The sequence below is a fragment of the Synechococcus sp. 'PEA 65AY6A-5F PE A' genome, from assembly GCF_047462575.1.
Classification (GTDB): domain Bacteria; phylum Cyanobacteriota; class Cyanobacteriia; order Thermostichales; family Thermostichaceae; genus Thermostichus.
The window spans coordinates 15,020-33,755 of the sequence record NZ_JAOALE010000012.1 but is presented as its reverse complement, the minus strand read 5'-3'; the positions used below and the strand labels follow the sequence as shown (position 1 = coordinate 33,755).

The following is an 18,736-nucleotide window of genomic DNA, read 5'->3' as shown; positions in this document are numbered from 1 at the left end:
CAGTTAACCCTGGTGCCAAAAGGGAGTGCCGAGGACAGGCGTACTGGGCTGAGCTGTTTCCTGAGGGATCATGGCCCCGGCCAGGTAGGCTCGGCGGCCTGAGCGCACCGCTTCTGCAAAGGCCTCGGCCATCGCCACCGGATCCCGGGCCAGGGCCACCGCTGTATTCAACAGCACCCCATCGAAGCCCCACTCCATCACCTGGCAGGCGTGGGAGGGCAGGCCCAGTCCAGCATCCACAATTAGCGGCGCCTCGATCCGCTCCCGCAGCAGGCGCAAGTTGTAGGGGTTGAGGGGGCCTTTGCCAGTGCCGATGGGGGCGGCCCAGGGCATGACCACCTCACAGCCGGCATCCAAGAGCCGCTGGCACAGCACCAGGTCGTCGGTGCTGTAGGGCAAGACCTTAAACCCCCGCCGAACCAGCTCGGCGGCGGCAGCGGGCAGTTGCACCGGATCCGGTTGCAAGGTGTAGTCATCGCCAATCAGCTCTAGCTTGATCCAGTCGGTGCCGAACACCTCCCGCGCCATCTCCGCCGTCGTGACTACCTCCTGCACGCTGTGGCAGCCGGCGGTGTTGGGCAGAACCGGGATCCCTAGCTTCTGCAGCAAGGCCCAGAACCCCTGGGAAGCTTCCGGCCCCAGCGCCCCCTGGCGCCGCAGGGAAACGGTCAACAAACAGGGCTGGGCCCGCGCCACCGCCTGCTCCAAAATAGCCGGCGAAGGATAGCGGGCTGTCCCCAGCAGCAGGCGGCTGGGCAGCGCTTGGCCGTAGAGCACCAAGGGATCCTCATCGGCCCGAGTTGAAGGGGAGACAGGAAGAAGAGTGGACATCGCTGAGGGGCAACAATGCGGGATTTGAGGGGAGGCAATCGGGCACTAGCCGCCGGCAACCGGCACGACGATCTCCACCCGGTCGCCTTCTTGCAAACGGGTTTGCTCGTAGCGGTCGCGTGGCACAAACTCCAAGTTAACCGCCACCGCAAAAGGGCCGCTGGCCCCCACCTGGGCTATCGCCTCGGCCAACGTGGTGCCCTCCGGCAGATCGTAAGGCTTTTGGTTGATCAAGACACGCATGGCGATAGGGATTCACCGGCAAGAGGGGCAGCCTGCACCTGAAAGGGGATCCCAAGCTGCTGCGCCAAGCGGCAACTGCCGTGGTGGAGGTACTCCAAAACGGCATCGTGAATGGCGGGGGAGATGAGGAAACCATGGCGGTAGAGGCCGTTGATCTGCAACAGCCGCGGGGAGCGCTCCACCACTGCGGGGAGATGATCTGCCAAGGTGGGGCGACATTGGCTGCCTAACTCCAGGATACGCGCTTCGGCAAAGGCAGGATGCACGGCGTAGGCGGCGCTGAGCAGCTCCAGAGCCGAGCGGACACTCACCGGCGAGCGATCTTCAGATTCGATTTCGGTAGCTCCCACCACAAACAGGTGCCCCGGCTTGGGAGCGATGTAGATCGGGTAGCGGGGGTGCAACAGCCGGGTCGGGCGCCGCAAAGATACTTCCGGGGCATACAGACGTACCACTTCGCCCCTAACTCCCCGCAGCGGTGCCTGTCCGCCCCATTCTTTTCGGGATCCCAGGCCGCGGCAGTCCAAAACCCACCCGCCGGTTTGCTCCTGCCAAGCTCGCGCCTGCTCCAGATCCCAGGGGCGGCCCCACTCCACCTCCACCCCGTGCTGGCGCAATTTGGCCAGCAAAGCAGCCAGCAGTTGGCGGTTGTCCAGTTGGCCCTCCTGGGGAAGATACAGGCCCTGCCCAAATCGCCCGGCCAGCGAGGGCTCCAGCTCGGCCAGCGCCTGGGCATCTAGTTGCTGAGGCTTGGGGAGATGGGGAAGGCGTTCCCCTACAGCAGCCAGTAGGGCCGAGAAACGCTTGGCTTCCCCGGCATCTTGGCGGTGCCAAAGGATCACAGTGCCCTCCTGCTGAAAGAAAACCGGCTCTGGCAGGCTGGCCAGAAGGGCGGGCCAGCGGGAGAGGGCATAGTACCCCTGCGCTACTACGCTGGCCTCGGCGACGGCAGACTCCGCCAGAGGAGCCAGCATAGCAGCAGCCAGATGGGCCGCGCTGCTCTCAGGGGCAGTGGGAGAAGCTGCCTCCACAATGCGCACAGAATGCCCGACCTCGACCAGGGTGGCAGCCAACAGGCGCCCCATTAGACCGGCTCCAAGGATGAGGACGGGATCCGGCTGCACTCTCCAAGAAGCGAGCGGGGGGGCGGCCAGAGAAGATGGGTTTGACAGGCTCATGGGGCGTTGGCGTGTCTAGCGCTACCCGCAGCACTATGGTGGCATATTCTATTGGGTCGAGAATGCTGAATGGCTCCTCATTAAAACCATCCCCTCTCCCCAGAGAGGAGAGGGGCGGTTGGCTTCATCCACCGGTTGAGAGTAGCCCAGCCTACAAGCCCTGCAGCACCGTATCTTGGCGCACCGACAGGTTCTGGATGCGGGTATCTTGGGCAGCCGGAGTGTCGGCTTGGGTAAACACGCCGATCTGCCGCAAGTAGCGGGCCAGGGCATCCTGCTCGCTGCCGGGGGTATCGAAGCTGTTGCCGGAGCTGGGAGCCAAGTTCACCCGGTTGGGGTTAGACAGGCGCGGAAAGGGATAGTCATCCCCGCCGTCGGCCAAAAAGCCCAACGTCACCAGGCGGAAGGTACGGCGGGGATCCCCTTGCAACTGGCCGTTGCGCACCACCACATCCCGGCCGGTGGGCGTGTCCACCCGCAAGGAGACCACGCGGGATCCCGGTGGCCGCGAGGGATCGAAGCTGAAGGCAAAGCCGCCGATCTGCGGGAAACGGCCCGGCGTGGCCCCCGGCTGGCTTTGCGCCACCCCATGTTCCATCAGTTGCTTCAGCTCCTCAGCGGTAACCGTCACCAGCGACAGGCCGTTGTTAAAGGCAAGGGAAGTTTCGATATCCAGTTGCGAAACTTGGCCCGCCTGCTTGCCGGCATCGGGGTTGGCCAGCGGAGGGATCCGCCGCACCGGCTCGCCGCCGCCACCGCCGGTGGTAGCCCCAATGGGAGCGCGAATGCCGCCGCCGTTTTTGAGGGAGATGACCGTGGTGGGGTCAACCGTTCTGGCATAGGCCAAATTGGCATCCGCCGTGAGGTTGCCCAGGTTGGTTTCCTCGGTGCGCACCTCGGCCCGCAGGCCGTTGAGGAATTGGGTGGTAGAGCCAAAGGTGCGGCCATCCTTGGTGCGGATGATGTTGCCGATCTCGTTGGCGATCCGCACCACGTCGGGGTTGGGGGTGCCGCGCACGGCTGCTACCCCTTGGTCGTCGGTGGCATAGGCGCCGCTCACCGGATCGATGCGGGCAATCACCCCGTTGGCGTCGAAACCGACCACCAAGCGGCCCACGTAGCGGTAGTTGGCGCCGGTGTTCACCACTGCCACGGGTTGGCCGCTGGCCGAGGAGCGCAGGATGGGGTAGTCACCTGTGCGCACATCTTCAGGGCGCAGGCGGTCGGTGGGCTTGGCGATCACCCGGTGGGAGCCGCCGGCGATGATGATGTCCACATCCCGCAGTTGGCTGGCTAGGGTTACCTCGTTTTGGAGCTGCTGCAGGTGGGCCAGGAGGATGATCTTGTTAATGCCCTGGCCGGTGAGCTGGTTGACGAAGTTCTGGATGAGGGCGGCATTCACCTGGTCGGTGTCGTCCACTTTGCCTTCCACCCTCACCTCAGGGCCAGGGCTAGAGATGGCGGCCAGGCGCGTAGTGGTGGCACCCACCAGGCCGATCCGCTGCCCTCCCACCGTAATCACCGCCGTCTTGACGATCTTGCCGCGGATGGAGCTGGCCTCTTGGCCATCGGCAGCAAAGTCAGAGCTGGTCAATTCGCCAGTGCCGCTGAAGCTGAGGTTGGCGCTCAAGTAGGGAAAGCGGGCGCCCGCGTAGCCGCGGCTGGTGTCGGGTCGGATCAAGTCGCGAATTTGGCGTGTGCCTTGGTCAAATTCATGGTTGCCAAAGGCAGCCGCCTCGAAGCCGATGGCGTTGATGATTTCAATGTCGGCTTTGCCAGGAGTGCGGTCATACCGGCCCCGCAGCGAGGGATCCGTGCTGGCGTTGTAGAAGGGGCTGGGAATGTAGTTGTCGCCGCTGGAGAGCACCACCGTATTTGGGAATTGGGGGCGCAGAGCGTTCACCACCGCCGAGAAGCGCGGCGCATCTTGTACGGCAGCGATCGAGGCTTCCAAGTCGCTGGCATGTAGGATTTGCAGGGTAAAAGCGGGCGGCTGAGAGGAGAGCCTAACGTTGGGATCTGAGGCGATAAACCCTGCCCCGCCGCCGGCTGGAGGAACTGAGCTACTGTCGGTGGTACCGCAGGCGCTGGCCAGGCTCAGCGGCAAGCAGCACAGCCCAACCCGCAGGAACTTGGCCAGAGCGTTCAGCCAAGCTGGAAGCCCTCCCTCAGCAGGGGCAGCCCCTCGAGCACGACAAGCTGGTTTCATGACCACTCAAGACGCATCCGCATTCACGTTACCAAGGCTAGACAGGAGATTTCGCTATGACCTGTTTAAGGTTAGGTCAAGCGCAGGTTAAGCTTCCCGGGGATCCCAGCCAAACTGCTGCAGATCCACCCGACCTTCGGCGTCAAAGGGGATCCCTTCAGCTTGGAGTAGGACTTTTTGCAAGTCGTCGTAGCCAAGGCGAAAGGGGGAGTAGGAAATGCGCCCTTGGGCGTTGATTACCCGATGCCAGGGGATGTCGGTCTCTTGACCTTGCAGGCGAAACAGGGCATAGCCCACCTGTCGGGCATAGCCAGGACAGCCGGCAAGCCGCGCCACCTGCCCATAGGTAGCTACACGCCCCGGCGGGATCCGCCGCACGACCTCATAGAAGCGCTGGTAGAGGCTGACAGACTGGGCCACCGGGATCCCTCCCCAAACTCAGGAGACAATGGAATTGGCCGATGACGGGCACAGATTATCCCATGAGCTACCTATGAGTTACCTCATTGCAGTACTGCCGGATCGCATGGCTGCCGAGGCGGCCTACAGCGCCCTGGAACAGGCTGGCTTTCCCCTGCAGCGGCTGCACCTACTGGGGCGAGGCTACAAAACGGCGGACGAGTTTGGGCTGATCGATCCGGCCCAAGCGGCCCGCCGCCAGATGCAGCGCCTGGCCATCTGGCTGGTGCCCTTTGGCTTTTTGGCCGGGGTGGGGTTCAGCGTCCTCAGCGGCCTGGATACCTTTGCCTGGGCGGGATCCCTGGGCAACCACCTCATCGGCGGCCTGCTGGGTGCGCTGAGCGGGGCCATGGGCAGCTTTTTTGTCGGGGGCGGGGTGGGCCTGACCAGTGGCTCCGGCGATGCTTTGGCCTACCGCAACCGTCTCAATGCGGGCAAATACGTGCTCATTGTGGAGGAAGAGAACGAAACCCGCCTGCGCGAGGCCACGCGGATCTTGCGCCAATTTGAGCCGGAGAACTTGCAAGGGTACAGCGAGCGCCTTTGAACTTGCCCAGAAAACCCGCCTGTTGGTACAGCAAGCTTAGACCCATTCGCATAGGTTCAATCGTGAGGTAGCAAAAAGCATGTCTTGGCAGTGGCAGCGACCTTTGTCCTTGCCTGCTCAGGTGGGCCGCGGCTGGGCCGTTGGACTGGGGGCGGGGATCGCCTGGCTGGCCTCTGGGCCGGCTTTTGCCCACCACGCCTTGGGCGGGAGATTGCCCGCCACGGGGTGGGAGGGGTTTTTGTCGGGCCTGGCCCATCCGGTGATCGGCCCAGATCACCTGGCCTTTGTGGTGGCCATTGGCTTAATTGCGGCAAGGCAACCCTGGCGCTACGGGATCCCGCTGGGCTTTGTGCTGGCCAGCCTGCTGGGCACCGGGATCCACCTGGCCGGCTGGGATCCCCTGGGGCTGACGGAGTTGGTCATCGCCAGCTCGGTGGTGCTCTTTGGCCTGCTGCTGGCCCAATCGCGGCAGATCCCAAGTTGGCTTTTGCTCCTGTGGGGATCCCTGGCGGGGCTATTCCATGGCTATGCCTATGCCGAGGCGATCATCGGCGCCGAACCCATGCCTTGGCTGGGCTATTTGCTGGGCTTGAGCTTGGTTCAGTACGGAGTGGCACTTTTTGCCCTCTGGGCGGCTGAAACCTGGGGGTCGCGGATCCCGGGCTTGCTGCGCTGGGCCGGCTGGGCCATCGCGGTGGTGGGGAGTGGCTTCCTGGCCTTGGCCGTGGTGGGATCCTAGACACCCTTGCACTGGGGATCCCCAATCCGGTACAAGGATAACGGTGAAGATTAGTAACAACAAGGGGAGATCCCATGGAGCGCACCTTTATCGCCATTAAGCCAGACGGCGTGCAGCGGGGGCTGGTGGGCAGCATCATCCAGCGCCTGGAAAGCCGAGGCTACCAGTTGGTGGGCCTGAAACTGGTGCAGGTGAGCCAAGAGCTGGCGGAAGCCCACTATGCCGAGCACAGGGAGCGCCCCTTCTTCCCCGGATTGGTGAAGTTCATCACCTCGGGGCCGGTGGTGGCCATGGTCTGGCAGGGCAAAGGGGTGATTGCCGCCGCCCGCAAGCTCATCGGCAAGACCAACCCTTTGGACGCCGAGCCGGGCACCATCCGCGGCGATTTCGGCATCGACATAGGCCGCAACCTCGTCCACGGCTCCGATGGCCCTGAGACCGCCCAACGGGAGATCGCCCTTTGGTTTCAGGAATCTGAGCTGGTAAATTGGACGCCCGCCACCCAAAGCTGGATTTATGAGTAGGGCGGCAGCAAAATGGTTCGTCGCGTCGATCCCTAGCTCTCTTCTCCCTTCGAACAGAAGCTAGAGATGAAAACTGTGCAGCGCTCCGGGGCTCCCCTCTCCCACAGGGGGAGGAGCTGGGGGTGAAGGTAGCGGCGCGGGGTGCTTGGGTGGTGTCTTATGTATTTTGTTTGAAACGGCTATAAATCTTTGGGCTTTCTGAGACAGGCATCGTACCTCTGCCCTACAACACAGCTCTGGAAAAGGCAGAGCCAAGCCGGCCCTAGCCAGAACGGGAATCGAGGCCGACGGGCTCAGAAGCGGCGGAGCTTTCGCTGGGATCCGGGAGATACAGCCGCTCTTCCGAAGCATCGTACTCAAAGAGCTCCGCGTAGCGGCCCCAGTCAACGGCTGTAGCAAACTGCCGTTCAGCTTCCTCGTGGGGAAAATGTTCGTCCCAGAGATCCAAGAAGAAGTCCGCCCGCATGGAGCGGCTGTTTTTTTCTTCCAGAGTCTGCAGGATGCTCTTGAAGACCGGCACCCGTGCCAAAAGCTGCTGTCGGAAGAGATCCTTGCTGCGCAAGATGGTGGTGTTGGCAAAGTCCTGGCCGATCTCGGTCAGTTGTACCACCCTGCCGGTTACCTCGGCAAAGCCCAACAGCACCGCCGCATCCAAAATCGGCAGCAGATCGTCCACTGCCAGTTGCAGCCGCTCGGCCAGCTCGGCAATCTCCACCCGTCCCTGGGGCCATTCCACAATCAGCTCCAGCAAACCGCTGATGCCGCCCACCCGCGCATGAGGCAGGGGCAGCGCGTAGGGAGAGGGTGCCCTGCTGCCCACCCGGCTGGGGACAGCCACCTCGCCAGTGACCGGGATCTCCGGATTGGTCATGATCTCGTAGATGTAGTCCACCAAGGACTTGAAGCGGGGATCCGTACGTTCGTGGGGCCGCGGCAGGTCGATTTTCACCTCTCCCCGGATCCGCCCCGGGTTGGATCCCAGGATCACCACCCGATCCGCCAAAAACACGGCCTCTTCGATGTTGTGGGTAACGATGAGAATGCTCTGGGAAGGGAAAGCCTGGGTGTTCCACAGCTCGTCGATCTCCCCCCGCAGGTTCTCCGCCGTCAGCACGTCCAGGGCGCTGAAGGGCTCATCCATAAACAGCACCTTGGGTTCCAAGACAAAGGCGCGGGCAAAGCCCACCCGCTGCTTCATGCCCCCCGAGAGTTCCTTGGGGTAGGCGTTCTCAAACCCATCCAGGCCCACCAGGTCGATGGCCTTGAGGGCCCTTTGCCGCCGGATCTGGCGCGGGATCCCTTGAGCCTGCAGCCCCAGCTCCACATTTTCTTGCACCGTCAGCCAGGGCAAGAGAGCAAAACTCTGAAACACCATGGCCACATCCGGGTTGGGGCCCCGCAGGGGTCGGCCATTGCTCAACACCCGCCCTTCGCTAGGCGGGATCAGGCCCGCCATGATGCGCAGCAGGGTGCTTTTGCCGCTGCCGCTGCGGCCCAACAAAGCCAAAACTTCCCCCGCCCGCACTTGCAAATCGATCTGGCTTAAAACTGTAAACTCGCCCTTGCCCTCCGGCAAAGGAAAGCGCTTGTAGACCTTCTCAACCTCGATCAGAACCGGAGAAGCCGCAGAGCTCATATCAGATGGCCTCAAAGATTAAAGGTGATATTTTTCTTCCGCCAATTGATACAACCGCCGCCAGAAAAGGCGATTGATGCCCACCACAAACAAGCTCATCATGCCAATGCCCAAAGTGATGCGGGGCCAATCTCCCACCGCCGTTGCTTCCGCAATATAGGTGCCCAATCCTGTAGCCTTAAGAGTGGTGGATCCCCAGGCCACGATCTCCGAGACAATGCTAGCGTTCCAAGCCCCGCCGCTGGCCGTGATCCCCCCGGTAACCCAGGCGGAAAAGATCCCCGGAATAATCAGCTTTTGCCAGCGCTGCCATCCCCGCAAGCCCACATCCACGGCCATTTCGCGCAAATCGGTGGGGATGCTCTGGGCGCCGGCAATGGAATTGAAAAGAATGTACCACTGCGCACCGAGCGACATGAGCAAAATGCTGCCCCACTCAATGCTGATCTGGGTGCGGATAAAAAACAAGGTGGCAAACGGAAAGAGGAAATTGGCCGGAAAAGCTGCCAGAAATTGCACCACCGGCTGCAGCAGCTTCGCCAGGCCTGGATTAAAGCCGATGGCCACCCCAATCGGCGTCCAGATCACGGTGGCGAAAACCAACAGCACGCTGACCCGCAGCAGGGTGAGGATCCCCAGCCCAAAGGTCAGCAGCACCTCCCCAAAGCCCACGGTGGTGGTTACAAAATAAACAATCCAAATCCCGATCCCGGCAATGGCAGCCCAAGAGAGCTGAGTCAACAGCCGCTCGCGGCGTCGCTCCGCCTCTGGATTGGGTGGATCCCCCCAGCGCAGGCGAGTTAAATGGGACAACAGCCGATCCGCCAATTCTCTGGAGGGAGCTAGCCAATTGCCAATCAGCCGTGGGATCCGCGCCGTGGTTAGCAGATCGTACAGCCACGACTCCGGGGCAGCCGCGCCGGCGCTCTGCTCCAGGCGAAACTTATCCGACCAGGCCACCAGAGGCCGCCAAAAGAGCTGATCCACCAGCAGAATCACCACCGCCATGGTCAAAAGCGCCCAACCCAACTTGGGCAGATCTTCCGCCTGGACGGCAGCTTCCACATAGGATCCCAACCCCGGCAGCGTATATTCCTGGTTGAGCACGCTGATGGCCTCGCTGGCGGCCACAAAGAACCACCCCCCGCCAAAACTCATCATGGCGTTCCAGATGAGGCCCACCATCGCCGCAGGCACTTCCAACTGGACGAAGCGCTGCCAGCCGGATAGGCGGTAGAGGGTGACCGCTTCCACCAGCTCCTGCGGCAGGGTGCGCAAGGATTGGTAAAAAGAAAAAGTCATGTTCCAGACCTGGCTGGTGAAGATGGCGAAGATAGAAGCTGCCTCCAGCCCCAGCAGGCTGCCGGGAAAAAGCGCGATAAAGCCGGTAACGGTGATGGAGAGAAACCCCAACACCGGCACCGATTGCAGGATGTCCAGCAAAGGGATCAAAATTCGCTCGGCCCAGCGGCTTTTGGCGGCGATATACCCGTAGATCAGGGTAAAAAGGGTGGAAAAGGCGAGGGCGATGAACATGCGCAAGGTGGAGCGGGCGGCGTAGTAGGGCAGGTTGCGCGGATCCAAGTCGATATGAGGTACCACCGCCGGCGGCTGAAACCGCTCAAAAGTCCCTGCCCCCACCTGCGCCACCAAGCCCAGGAGAACCAACGTGCCCAGAATGATGGCCCCATCCGCAGCCCCCGCTGGCAGCCGACGCAGCGCCTCCGGAGAAGGAAAAGTCCTCATCTTCCCTGACCAAGCCCGGCATCCGCGCCCAGTGTACACCGTTTGCGGTTAGCCAGGATCTAGCCGGCTACTCTTCCGGCAAGTCGGGGGGAGACTCCTTCCACTGGGGATCGTCCAAGATGGCTTTTTTGGTCTGTTTGAGTTGTTTCCACAGCTTCTTGATTTGCCGGTAGGCTTCTTCCGGGGTAATTTTGCCCCCGGTTTCCAAGCTACAAATCAAGGACACTTTATTGCTAAATTCCTGCAGGTTGGCATCAAAAACTAGGTTCTGCGGCCTCACTTCGCCCCAGTAGGGGTAGCGAGGCGAAATGAATTCATCTTTGTTGGGAGGTTTGTTGGGAGGAGTTGGTTCTGCCACGGCCTAACCAGGGTAAAAGAATGGTTCACAACAAGAAGGTCAACATGAAAAGCTCCATTAAAGCAGGATCTACTAGCCCAGTTTATGGGCGTTTTCTCTTAACCGGCTTGGGTACTTTTGTGGGATCCCGCGGCGGATACACTTGTGGATTGGAAATGGGCTGCTGCCCTCGCGGCGGGGGGAGAGGGCCCTTCTGGAGTCGGGGGGTTGAACGCTTCAGGCGTGGGCGCGGCGGCGCCTTGAGCACAGGACCGATGGGAGTTCCTGCCTCCACGTAGAGCAGGGATCCGCGGCGGCGCACCTGCAGATCCCAGAAGATGCCCACTCCTTTGCCCGGCAAGGATCCGATCAGGCGCAGTTTAAAAGCCTGAGGCTTGGGAGCTGTTGCCGCAGGCGATGCGGCGCCCTTGGCCGTCTGGGCCCGCTGAGGGGAAGAGCCGGCGGAGTTCTTTTTGCCGGATTGACGGATTTTGACGATAATGAACCCTTTTTCCTGCGATTGGAAAACGACCTCGCCGCGAATGGAAAACCAGTCCGGCACCACCGTCGGACGGGATCCCTCTGGCAGAGTTTGCCCCATTTCTTCTGGGGCCCACACCCCCATCAACTGCACGTGCAGATCCTGGCTCTTGTCGCGGGTGCGGGGATAGACCACCCACAAATAGTTGCGTTCCGGCTTCAGGTACTTGCGCACCAGGCTCATCACCCGGCCTAGCAGTACCGCATTGAGATCTAAACCATCCGAGGTGCGCAAAATCCCGCGAGTGAAGTGGTTGGGCGAGGGAATGTAACGCCCCTCGATGAGGCCAATCGCCCGGTACTGCATCTTCTCCCCGGGCGGCGGGATGGGCTCCAGGCAAGGTCGCTCTCTCCCCATCGCTTTCTTCTGCTCTAGCGTAGCGGCGGCGGCGACAACAGGCTGGCCCCCACCAGCAGCTGACCCGACATCTTGAGCTGATCCCCTGGGCTCGCTGGTTGAGGTGGGCCTGGGGGGCCGTACAATTCGAAGGGGAGGTCTCAGATCTGAGGACATCGTAACGGTTCCGCTGCAGTCAATCCAGGATGTTTACCAGAATGCCCAGCGGTGGGCGACGACGCTGGGAGGCAGTGCAAGACATCTGCCGTTGCCAAAACAGGGCTTACCTTTGCCCTTGACCCAAGACCCGCTCAACACACCACCGAGCTTTACCAGCCTTCCTCTTTTCCTCCCGTCAGCTTAGCAGACCCGCCCAAGGCCTGCGCCCAACAAGTCGCGGTTCAGCGGTTGTCAACACTGTAGCTGAAGTCTAGCCGATAGTAGCAACTGCTCCGGCCCAGGTTGCAGAATGTTGAGCTACAGAGCCGCACCTTTTCCTCAGCTCGCGCCCGGCGGCCCGGGACTAACCCAGCCATGCCAAGATCCCTTCCCTATCTGGCCTCTACCCATGTCTGAGGGGTGAAACTGCCGTGGAGGCCGTAGGGAATGTGATGCCGCAAGGGGATCCGCGCCACCGGGCCGGCAGCCAGGTCTGAGGCATCCAGGATCACCACCTGCGAGCGCTGACTGGCGGCATCAAAGACCACTGTTACAATCCAGCCGGCTTCCTCTGCAGCGTCCTCAGGATCGGGGATGAATACCGGCTCTCCCACAAAGCCGCGGGGGGCAAAGCTGTACTGCTCGCTGCGGCCTGTTGTCGTGTCCAACTTGAGAATGGCCTGCAGGGGGGCGTTGGGGCCGGGAGCATGGGTAGCCCCAATGTAGATGTAGCGATGGGATCCCCCCATACGGGCCGGATGGATAGCCGGAAACTCCACCGAGCGATCCAGCAGTAGCTCCCGCTTAACCTTGCCCGCCTTGGGATCCAGCTCAAAGCGCCACAGCTTGCCGGCTGGCACCTGGGCAAAGTCAATTTGCAAGTAGTCAGCCCCTGGCTCCAGGGCAGGGTAGGCTTCGTAGAGAACGGCATCCACCACCACCTGATCCCCAACCTCGTAGCCGTTGACAAAGTGGAAAACAAACCCCGGCTCCGTTTGCAGTTGCAGCGGCTCGCCCTGTTGGGGAAATAGCCAAATGCGGGTGGGCTCTCCTTTTTTTAGGGTCAAGCAGGTGCCCGCCGGCTGCAGGCCCAGCATATAGGGCAAGGGGTTGAAGGCCACCGGATTCTGGAAAAAGATCCAGTAGCGGGGCGTCCAGACAAAGTCGTGCAGAAAGGCAAAACCCGGCAGGCGGTAGTCCCGCTTTTCCACCAGCCTTCCTTGGGCGTCGACGCGGTAAAACAGCAGCGTGGAGGAAGGTCCTGTCTGCACCCCAAAGGCCATGAGATCCCCCGTGGCTGGATCCCGGCGGGGATGCGCCGTAAACGGCTGGTTGGGGGCAAGGGCACCGGCAAAGGTCTCGCTCCCTTCGGTGGCCAAGGTGGCGGGGTTGAGCCGATAGGGAGCGCTGGCCTCCCAAAGCGCCAGGAGCTTGCCGCCTTGGTAGATAACGTTGGTGTTGGCGGGGTTTTTGAAGCGCAGATCGAGGAAATTGGCCCACCAGCCTCCCGGCTTCTGGGTGCCGAATACGCCGCGGTAGAGCACCCGTCCCGCCTTCTCCTCGGCCTCAAACTCGGGAGTGCGCACAAACCGGTTGCGGAAATGCACCCGCCCGTCAATAAAGGTGATGGCACACACCATGCCGTCGCCGTCGAAGGGATGGCCGTAGCGCTGGGATCCCGCCTCCAGCTTGCCAGGCCCGTTGCGAAAGAGGGTTCCCTGCAGCCTTTCGGGGATCCGCCCCTCGATTTCCGTCGCCCAATAGTCATACTCCTGGCGTAAAGAGCGATAGCCCAACTGCCAGTCGGTGGTGCTGTAGGAGCGGGAAGCGACGCTGACCATGGCCAGTCTGCAAGCGACGCCTTCTATTGTTGCTTAAACTTTCGTAAAGTAGCCAGCCTTTCTCGGCCCAGGTAACGGCTGGGGCCGGGATCCCCAAGATGGAGCTGCCCCAATTGAACTATGGTAGGAAATGCCCTAGCAGCCCTTGACAGGATGAACAGCGCTCATGTTTGATGCCCTCTCCGAGAAGTTGGAACTGGCCTGGAGAAAGCTGCGCGGCCAGGACAAGATCACCGAAACCAACATCCAAGAAGCTCTGCGGGAGGTGCGGCGAGCCCTGTTGGACGCCGACGTCAACCTCCAGGTGGTGAAGCAGTTTATCGAGGACGTGCGGCAGGCCGCTCTGGGAGCTGAGGTCATCCTGGGGGTGACGCCAGACCAGCAGTTTATCAAGATCGTCCACGACGAGCTGGTGAAGGTAATGGGGGAGGCGAATGTGCCCATTGCCCAGGCGGAACAGCCCCCCACCATTGTGCTCATGGTCGGCCTGCAGGGATCCGGCAAAACCACCACCTGTGCCAAGCTGGCTTTGTATTTGCGCAAGCAGGGCAAAAGGCCGCTCCTGGTGGCCGGCGACATCTATCGTCCGGCGGCCATCGACCAGCTCAAGACCCTGGGCCAGCAGATTCAGATCCCTGTCTTCGACCTGGGCAAGACGGATCCCGTCGAGATCGCCCGCCAGGGAGTGGCAGCCGCGCGGGAACAGGGCTACGACTACGTTATCTTGGATACCGCCGGTCGCTTGCAGATCGACCTGGAGATGATGGCGGAGCTGGAGCGGATCAAGGCGGCGGTGCAGCCCCACGAGATCCTGCTGGTGGTGGACGCCATGATCGGGCAGGAGGCCGCCAACCTCACCCAGGCCTTCCACGAGCGGCTGGGTCTTACCGGCACCATCCTCACCAAGCTGGATGGGGACACCCGCGGTGGAGCCGCCCTCTCCATTCGCCAGGTGTCCGGCCAGCCCATCAAGTTCGTCGGCGTCGGCGAAAAGGTGGAGGCCTTGGATCCCTTTTACCCGGATCGCATGGCCTCGCGCATTTTGGGCATGGGAGACATCCTCAGCCTGGTGGAAAAAGCCCAGGAGGAAATCGACCTGGGAGATGCCGCCCGGATGGCGGAAAAGATGATGACCGCCCAGTTCGATTTCACCGATTTCCTCAAACAAATGCGCCTGATCAAGCGCATGGGATCCCTGGCGGGGCTGCTGCGGCTGATGCCGGGGATGGGCAAAATCAGCGAGGAACAATTGCAAAAAGGACAAGACCAACTGGCCCGCGCCGAGGCCATGATCAACTCCATGACCCCCGAAGAGCGCCGCAACCCGGATCTCTTGGCCCGCAGCGTCAGCCGCAAGCGGCGGGTGGCCCTGGGCTCTGGCCACAAGCTGGAGGATGTCAGCCGGCTGGTGAGCGATTTTCAGCGCATGCGCGACATGATGCGCAGCATGAGCCTGGGCGGCCTTGCAGGGATGCCGGGTGGACGAGGCCCACTGCCGGTGGGCGGCCCCCAGTGGCGAGGACGTTCTGCAGCGCCGCCGCGACAGCAGCCCAGCCGCAAGCCGGGCAAAGGTGGGGGCAAAAAGGGAGGCGGTAGCCGCGGGTTTGGCAGCCATTGAGAGCGGCTCATGCCCTTCCATGTTGTTTTGGTAGCTCCGGAGATCCCGGCCAACACGGGGAACATCGCCCGCACCTGTGCAGCTACCCGCACGCCCCTCCACCTGGTGGATCCCTTGGGGTTTCGCCTCTCGGATCGCTACCTCAGGCGGGCGGGGCTGGACTACTGGGAGCACGTCCAACTGCATCGCTATCCCTCTTGGTCTGCTCTGGTGCAAGCCCACCCCGAGGCGCGGTTCTGGTGCTTTAGCGTGCGCGGCAAGGCCCTCTACACCGAGGTGGCCTATCAGCCAGGAGACTGGCTGGTGTTCGGCAGCGAAAGCCGTGGCCTGGATCCTATGTTCTTGGAAACCTATCCCAGTGTGCGCATCCCCCTGAGCGGGCCGGTGCGCAGCCTCAATCTCAGCAATGCGGTGGCGATCGCCCTCTTTGAAGCGTTGCGTCAACAGGGATTTTCCACCCAATGAGGCGAAAGCTGGCCGGACAAGGCGATGGGCGGCAAACTAACGGTGGTATCTACACAGGAGTGGCAGTGGAAGACAGGTCTGGAGCCGGTTTGGGCCAGCAACCTTTGCAGACCAGACAGAGAAGCCGGCAACTTGCCCAACGGCAGCGGGGCAGACCTGCTTGGCCCCCTTGGCCGCCCAGCCACCGGCCCCAGGGATCCCGGCTGGCGTGGCTTTTGGGGGAGCGGATCCCGACAGTCCGACAACTAAACTTTCGCATTGCGGCGGTGGGCCTGGTTCTGGCTGTCGCCCTGGTGGGGGTGGGGGCACGTTTGGTCTATTTACAACATCACCAGGGCCTGCTCTTACAAAAGCGGGCCGAGGCCCAGCAGCGGGCCCAGCTCCGGCCCTTCATCCCCCGCCGCTCGATTGTGGACCGCCACTCCTTAGCTCGGCAGCAGGCGGAGCTGTTGGCTGTAGATCGCCCTGCCTATACCCTTTGGGCCCATCCCCGCCTCTTCGGCAAGCGTACCCCCCAGGAGATTGCCACTGCTCTGGCCCCTCTGCTGCGGCGGCCAGTTGAGCAACTGACCCAGCAGTTGTCGGCCACTCACGCGGTACGGCTGGAGCGCTGGCTGTCGCCGGAAGTGGCGACTCAAATTCAGGCCTTGTATCTGGACGGCCTGGAGCTGGTGAGCGAGCGGCAGCGGGTCTATCCCCAGAAGGAAATGGCCGCCGAAGTGGTGGGCTATGTGGATCTGGATCACCGCGGCCAAGCGGGGCTGGAGTACTCTCAACAGGTCTTGCTGGAGCGGACGGTTCAGCACCTTACCCTTCCCCGCGACGGCTACGGCCAGTTGTTGGCGGCCGAAGTGCCGGAAGGACTGTTGCAATCCCACGAGACGGTGCTGCAACTCACCCTGGATATGCGGCTGCAAAGGGCTGCTCGCGCCGCCCTGAAAACGCAACTGGAACGGTTTCAAGCCCTACGGGGCACGGTGATCGTCCTGCAACCTCACACGGGAGAGATCCTGGCCCTGGTGAGCGAGCCCACCTACGATCCCAACCGCTACTTCGAGTATGACCCTGCCCTTTTTCGCAACTGGGCTGTTACGGATTTGTACGAGCCGGGATCCACCTTCAAGCCCATCAACATCGCCATTGGGCTCGATGCCGGCGCCTTCACGGCCAACGAACGGGTCTACGACGCGGGGCAGATCTGGATTGGTCGCTGGCCCATCCAAAACCACGACTACCGCCAGCGGGGTGCCCATGGCTGGCTGAGCGTTACCGAGGTTCTGCGCCTGTCTAGCAACGTAGGCATGGTGCACCTGATGCAAAAGCTGGATCCCCGCCAGTACTACCATGCCCTCCTGCGGCTGGGATTGAACGAGCGCAGCGGTGTCGATCTGCCCTTTGAGCCGCCCAGCCGCCTGAAGCCCCTGCGGCAATTTGTAACTGTACCGGTGGAGCGGGCCACCGTCGCCTTTGGCCAGGGATTGGCCCTCACGCCTTTGCAGTTAGCCACCTTGCACTGCATCATCGCCAACGGCGGGCTGAAAGTGCGGCCCCACGTGGTGCGCGGTCTGGTCGAAAAGGATACAGACACCTTGGTTTGGGGATCCCCGCAACCCCAGCCGGTGCGGGTGCTGTCGGAGCAGGCTACCCTGGCGGTGCGCATCCAAATGCGAGATGCGGTGGATTTTGGCACCGGGCAATCGGCCAAGATCGAGGGATACGAAATCGGCGGCAAGACGGGCACGGCCCAAAAGGCAGGGCCGCGGGGAGGCTATCTGCCTGGCAAGCGCATCACCAGTTTTGTGGCCTATTTCCCCGCCCTTCGCCCCCAGTACGTGATCTTGGCCGTGATCGACGAGCCGCGGGGAGAAGATGCCTTCGGATCGACAACGGCGGCTCCTGTGGTTCGCTCGGTTATCCAGGAGATCATCACCCTAGAGGGGATCCGTCCCAATTCCCCTTGACATGGCCTGATCTCTATCCAATGGCAATGGAACCGATCGAGAAGCCGATCCTTAACTCCTTGGGAGAGGAGTTGAGGATGAGGGCACTGGAGCAGAGCGCTTCAGGAGTGTCTTAATTGGGTCTGAAATAACCAGACGCTCAAGACTTGTCGCCCCCGGGATCCAGCTTAGCCTCTGCACTTTTCCAGCTCAGCTTGGAGTTGAGGTAGAAGTTCCAGAATACAACAATACCGATCGCAATTAAGTTGGCCAACAGATAGTGAATGCCCAAGCGCTCGCTCAGCAAAATCACCAGCGAAGAGTTAAGAAACAGGCCGATCAAACAGATCATATTAAACTTGGCCAGCCGCTTCAGGCGGTTCGAGAGGCCCGGCTGCAATCGGGTAACATGGCGAAACGTCCACAGATCGTTCCACAGGAAGTTATTGAGAATGGCCATTTCCGAAGCGATCAGCTTACTCGTGATGAGATCCCATCCTAAGTTGGCCGGGTCGTGTAACAAATAGAGCAAAACCATGTCCACCACCGTGCCTGACAGGCCGACTGTGCTGAAGCGCAAAAAGGCTCCCACCTGCCCTAGCGAGAAGCGCAGGTGAATGAGATGGTGGAGATACTGAAGACAGGTTTGCAGTTGAATTTTGCTCTCGCCGTTTTGGCGCTCCTGAAAGATGTAGCCGACTTCAGCAATGGTTGTCACCCGGCCCCGTGCCAGCACCTCGATCAGCAGCTTGTAACCCTTGGGGCTGAGCGGGATCCCGGCAATGGCCTGGCGTCTGACCAGAAATAACCCGCTGAGCGGATCCGACACCCGCCTAAAAACCCCTGGCAGCAAAACCAGCCCGATGGCTTGAGCTCCCCGAGAGACGAGGCGCCGGCCCAGGTTCCAGTGGCTCACCCCCCCCGACCCCACGTAGCGGCTGCCCACCACTAGGTCTGCTCCCTCTTGGATGGCAGGCCATAGCTTGAGAATGATCTCCGGCGGATGCTGCAGATCCCCGTCCATCACCCCCAGCACCTCGCCGCGGGCCGCTTGCCATCCGCGCAACACAGCCGTGGCCAGGCCCCGTTCCCGCTGGCGGCAGATAACTTTGAGTTGGGGAAGCTCCTCTTGCAGTTCCTGGGCCAACTTGGCGGTGTAATCCGGGCTGTTGTCGTCCACCACAATCAGCTCGTAGGCTCCCGGTAGAATCGTGTCGAGGTGGGCGCACAACTGCCGGATCAGGCTGCAAATGCTGGAGGCCTCGTTATAGGTGGGAACGACCAGCGAAAGTTGGACAGAGCTGGGTTGAGAGAGCGGCGGGATCTGAATAGGGACTGCCGAAGCTTGCAGATGGGTGGACGAAGCAGGAGCTACATGAGGCATTCA

The 18,736-nt window shown here is 61.7% G+C and carries 17 protein-coding genes; 6 read left to right on the top strand and 11 right to left on the bottom strand.

The features are described 5' to 3' along the window. Positions 1 to 3: 3 nt before the first annotated feature. From GG26_RS05890 to GG26_RS05870, 5 genes are all read right to left on the bottom strand, one after another. Positions 4 to 831 carry a thiazole synthase gene (locus tag GG26_RS05890; RefSeq protein WP_414389355.1) on the bottom strand — a complete coding sequence of 276 codons (828 nt, stop codon included), beginning with the start codon at positions 829 to 831 and terminating at the stop codon, positions 4 to 6. Positions 832 to 876: 45 nt separating this feature from the next. Continuing rightward, positions 877 to 1,074, bottom strand: a complete 198-nt coding sequence (gene thiS / locus GG26_RS05885; RefSeq protein ID WP_011429935.1) for a sulfur carrier protein ThiS — start codon at positions 1,072 to 1,074, stop codon at positions 877 to 879. Continuing rightward, on the bottom strand, positions 1,062 to 2,252 hold the full coding sequence (locus tag GG26_RS05880; RefSeq protein ID WP_071813508.1) for an FAD-dependent oxidoreductase: 1,191 nt from the start codon (positions 2,250 to 2,252) through the stop codon (positions 1,062 to 1,064). The genes thiS and GG26_RS05880 overlap by 13 nt, the downstream gene beginning before the upstream one ends. Before the next feature lie 151 nt (positions 2,253 to 2,403). Beyond that, positions 2,404 to 4,461, bottom strand: coding sequence for a bifunctional metallophosphatase/5'-nucleotidase (locus GG26_RS05875; RefSeq protein ID WP_414389352.1), 2,058 nt, complete (start codon positions 4,459 to 4,461; stop codon positions 2,404 to 2,406). An 87-nt stretch (positions 4,462 to 4,548) separates the two neighbouring features. Then, positions 4,549 to 4,881: an MGMT family protein gene (locus GG26_RS05870; protein ID WP_011429938.1), complete on the bottom strand. Its 333-nt coding sequence runs from the start codon at positions 4,879 to 4,881 to the stop codon at positions 4,549 to 4,551. A 73-nt stretch (positions 4,882 to 4,954) separates the two neighbouring features. Here GG26_RS05870 and GG26_RS05865 point away from each other — a divergent pair, with 73 nt between their 5' ends. The 3 genes from GG26_RS05865 to ndk all read left to right on the top strand — a co-directional run bounded on the left by GG26_RS05865 (position 4,955) and on the right by ndk (position 6,730). After that, positions 4,955 to 5,467 carry a hypothetical protein gene (locus GG26_RS05865; RefSeq protein ID WP_041438215.1) on the top strand — a complete coding sequence of 171 codons (513 nt, stop codon included), beginning with the start codon at positions 4,955 to 4,957 and terminating at the stop codon, positions 5,465 to 5,467. 79 nt (positions 5,468 to 5,546) lie between these two features. Continuing rightward, the gene (locus tag GG26_RS05860) at positions 5,547 to 6,206 is read left to right on the top strand and encodes a HupE/UreJ family protein (RefSeq protein WP_414347757.1); all 660 of its coding nucleotides are present in this window, start codon (positions 5,547 to 5,549) and stop codon (positions 6,204 to 6,206) included. 74 nt (positions 6,207 to 6,280) lie between these two features. Next, positions 6,281 to 6,730, top strand: a complete 450-nt coding sequence (ndk, locus tag GG26_RS05855) for a nucleoside-diphosphate kinase (protein ID WP_011429941.1) — start codon at positions 6,281 to 6,283, stop codon at positions 6,728 to 6,730. 262 nt (positions 6,731 to 6,992) lie between these two features. Here the strand turns inward: ndk and GG26_RS05850 are convergent, their stop codons facing one another. The 5 genes from GG26_RS05850 to GG26_RS05830 all read right to left on the bottom strand — a co-directional run bounded on the left by GG26_RS05850 (position 6,993) and on the right by GG26_RS05830 (position 13,326). Further along, positions 6,993 to 8,366, bottom strand: a complete 1,374-nt coding sequence (locus tag GG26_RS05850) for a nitrate/sulfonate/bicarbonate ABC transporter ATP-binding protein (RefSeq protein ID WP_099812237.1) — start codon at positions 8,364 to 8,366, stop codon at positions 6,993 to 6,995. Positions 8,367 to 8,384: 18 nt separating this feature from the next. Beyond that, the gene (locus GG26_RS05845; RefSeq protein WP_099835046.1) at positions 8,385 to 10,112 is read right to left on the bottom strand and encodes an ABC transporter permease; all 1,728 of its coding nucleotides are present in this window, start codon (positions 10,110 to 10,112) and stop codon (positions 8,385 to 8,387) included. 67 nt (positions 10,113 to 10,179) lie between these two features. Continuing rightward, positions 10,180 to 10,470, bottom strand: coding sequence for a hypothetical protein (locus GG26_RS05840; RefSeq protein ID WP_099835047.1), 291 nt, complete (start codon positions 10,468 to 10,470; stop codon positions 10,180 to 10,182). An 82-nt stretch (positions 10,471 to 10,552) separates the two neighbouring features. Further along, positions 10,553 to 11,347: a hypothetical protein gene (locus GG26_RS05835; protein ID WP_240527419.1), complete on the bottom strand. Its 795-nt coding sequence runs from the start codon at positions 11,345 to 11,347 to the stop codon at positions 10,553 to 10,555. Positions 11,348 to 11,877: 530 nt separating this feature from the next. Further along, positions 11,878 to 13,326 carry a carotenoid oxygenase family protein gene (locus tag GG26_RS05830; protein ID WP_011429946.1) on the bottom strand — a complete coding sequence of 483 codons (1,449 nt, stop codon included), beginning with the start codon at positions 13,324 to 13,326 and terminating at the stop codon, positions 11,878 to 11,880. Between the two features lie 166 nt (positions 13,327 to 13,492). Between GG26_RS05830 and ffh the strand changes: the two genes are divergently transcribed. From ffh to GG26_RS05815, 3 genes are read left to right on the top strand one after another with little or no spacing between them, the layout of a single operon-like run. Next, positions 13,493 to 14,944, top strand: coding sequence for a signal recognition particle protein (gene ffh / locus GG26_RS05825; RefSeq protein ID WP_099812235.1), 1,452 nt, complete (start codon positions 13,493 to 13,495; stop codon positions 14,942 to 14,944). Positions 14,945 to 14,953: 9 nt separating this feature from the next. Continuing rightward, entirely contained in the window at positions 14,954 to 15,409 is a 456-nt protein-coding gene (locus GG26_RS05820; RefSeq protein ID WP_011429948.1) for a tRNA (cytidine(34)-2'-O)-methyltransferase, read from the top strand. Further along, complete coding sequence (locus GG26_RS05815) at positions 15,406 to 17,370, top strand: peptidoglycan D,D-transpeptidase FtsI family protein (protein ID WP_414389343.1); 1,965 nt, start codon at positions 15,406 to 15,408, stop codon at positions 17,368 to 17,370. Before GG26_RS05820 ends, GG26_RS05815 begins: the two co-directional genes overlap by 4 nt. Positions 17,371 to 17,509: 139 nt before the next feature. Here GG26_RS05815 and GG26_RS05810 read toward each other — a convergent pair whose 3' ends face one another. Next, complete coding sequence (locus GG26_RS05810) at positions 17,510 to 18,733, bottom strand: glycosyltransferase (protein ID WP_011429951.1); 1,224 nt, start codon at positions 18,731 to 18,733, stop codon at positions 17,510 to 17,512. Positions 18,734 to 18,736: the final 3 nt, after the last annotated feature.

Bases quoted from the DNA above. Each gene is read 5' to 3' on its own strand.
- GG26_RS05890 (WP_414389355.1), bottom strand. From the start codon at position 831: ATGTCCACTCTTCTTCCTGTCTCCCCTTCAACTCGGGCCGATGAGGAT.
- thiS (WP_011429935.1), bottom strand. From the start codon at position 1,074: ATGCGTGTCTTGATCAACCAAAAGCCTTACGATCTGCCGGAGGGCACC.
- GG26_RS05880 (WP_071813508.1), bottom strand. From the start codon at position 2,252: ATGAGCCTGTCAAACCCATCTTCTCTGGCCGCCCCCCCGCTCGCTTCT.
- GG26_RS05875 (WP_414389352.1), bottom strand. From the start codon at position 4,461: ATGAAACCAGCTTGTCGTGCTCGAGGGGCTGCCCCTGCTGAGGGAGGG.
- GG26_RS05865 (WP_041438215.1), top strand. From the start codon at position 4,955: ATGAGTTACCTCATTGCAGTACTGCCGGATCGCATGGCTGCCGAGGCG.
- GG26_RS05860 (WP_414347757.1), top strand. From the start codon at position 5,547: ATGTCTTGGCAGTGGCAGCGACCTTTGTCCTTGCCTGCTCAGGTGGGC.
- ndk (WP_011429941.1), top strand. From the start codon at position 6,281: ATGGAGCGCACCTTTATCGCCATTAAGCCAGACGGCGTGCAGCGGGGG.
- GG26_RS05850 (WP_099812237.1), bottom strand. From the start codon at position 8,366: ATGAGCTCTGCGGCTTCTCCGGTTCTGATCGAGGTTGAGAAGGTCTAC.
- GG26_RS05845 (WP_099835046.1), bottom strand. From the start codon at position 10,112: ATGAGGACTTTTCCTTCTCCGGAGGCGCTGCGTCGGCTGCCAGCGGGG.
- GG26_RS05835 (WP_240527419.1), bottom strand. From the start codon at position 11,347: ATGGGGAGAGAGCGACCTTGCCTGGAGCCCATCCCGCCGCCCGGGGAG.
- GG26_RS05830 (WP_011429946.1), bottom strand. From the start codon at position 13,326: ATGGTCAGCGTCGCTTCCCGCTCCTACAGCACCACCGACTGGCAGTTG.
- ffh (WP_099812235.1), top strand. From the start codon at position 13,493: ATGTTTGATGCCCTCTCCGAGAAGTTGGAACTGGCCTGGAGAAAGCTG.
- GG26_RS05820 (WP_011429948.1), top strand. From the start codon at position 14,954: ATGCCCTTCCATGTTGTTTTGGTAGCTCCGGAGATCCCGGCCAACACG.
- GG26_RS05815 (WP_414389343.1), top strand. From the start codon at position 15,406: ATGAGGCGAAAGCTGGCCGGACAAGGCGATGGGCGGCAAACTAACGGT.
- GG26_RS05810 (WP_011429951.1), bottom strand. From the start codon at position 18,733: ATGCCTCATGTAGCTCCTGCTTCGTCCACCCATCTGCAAGCTTCGGCA.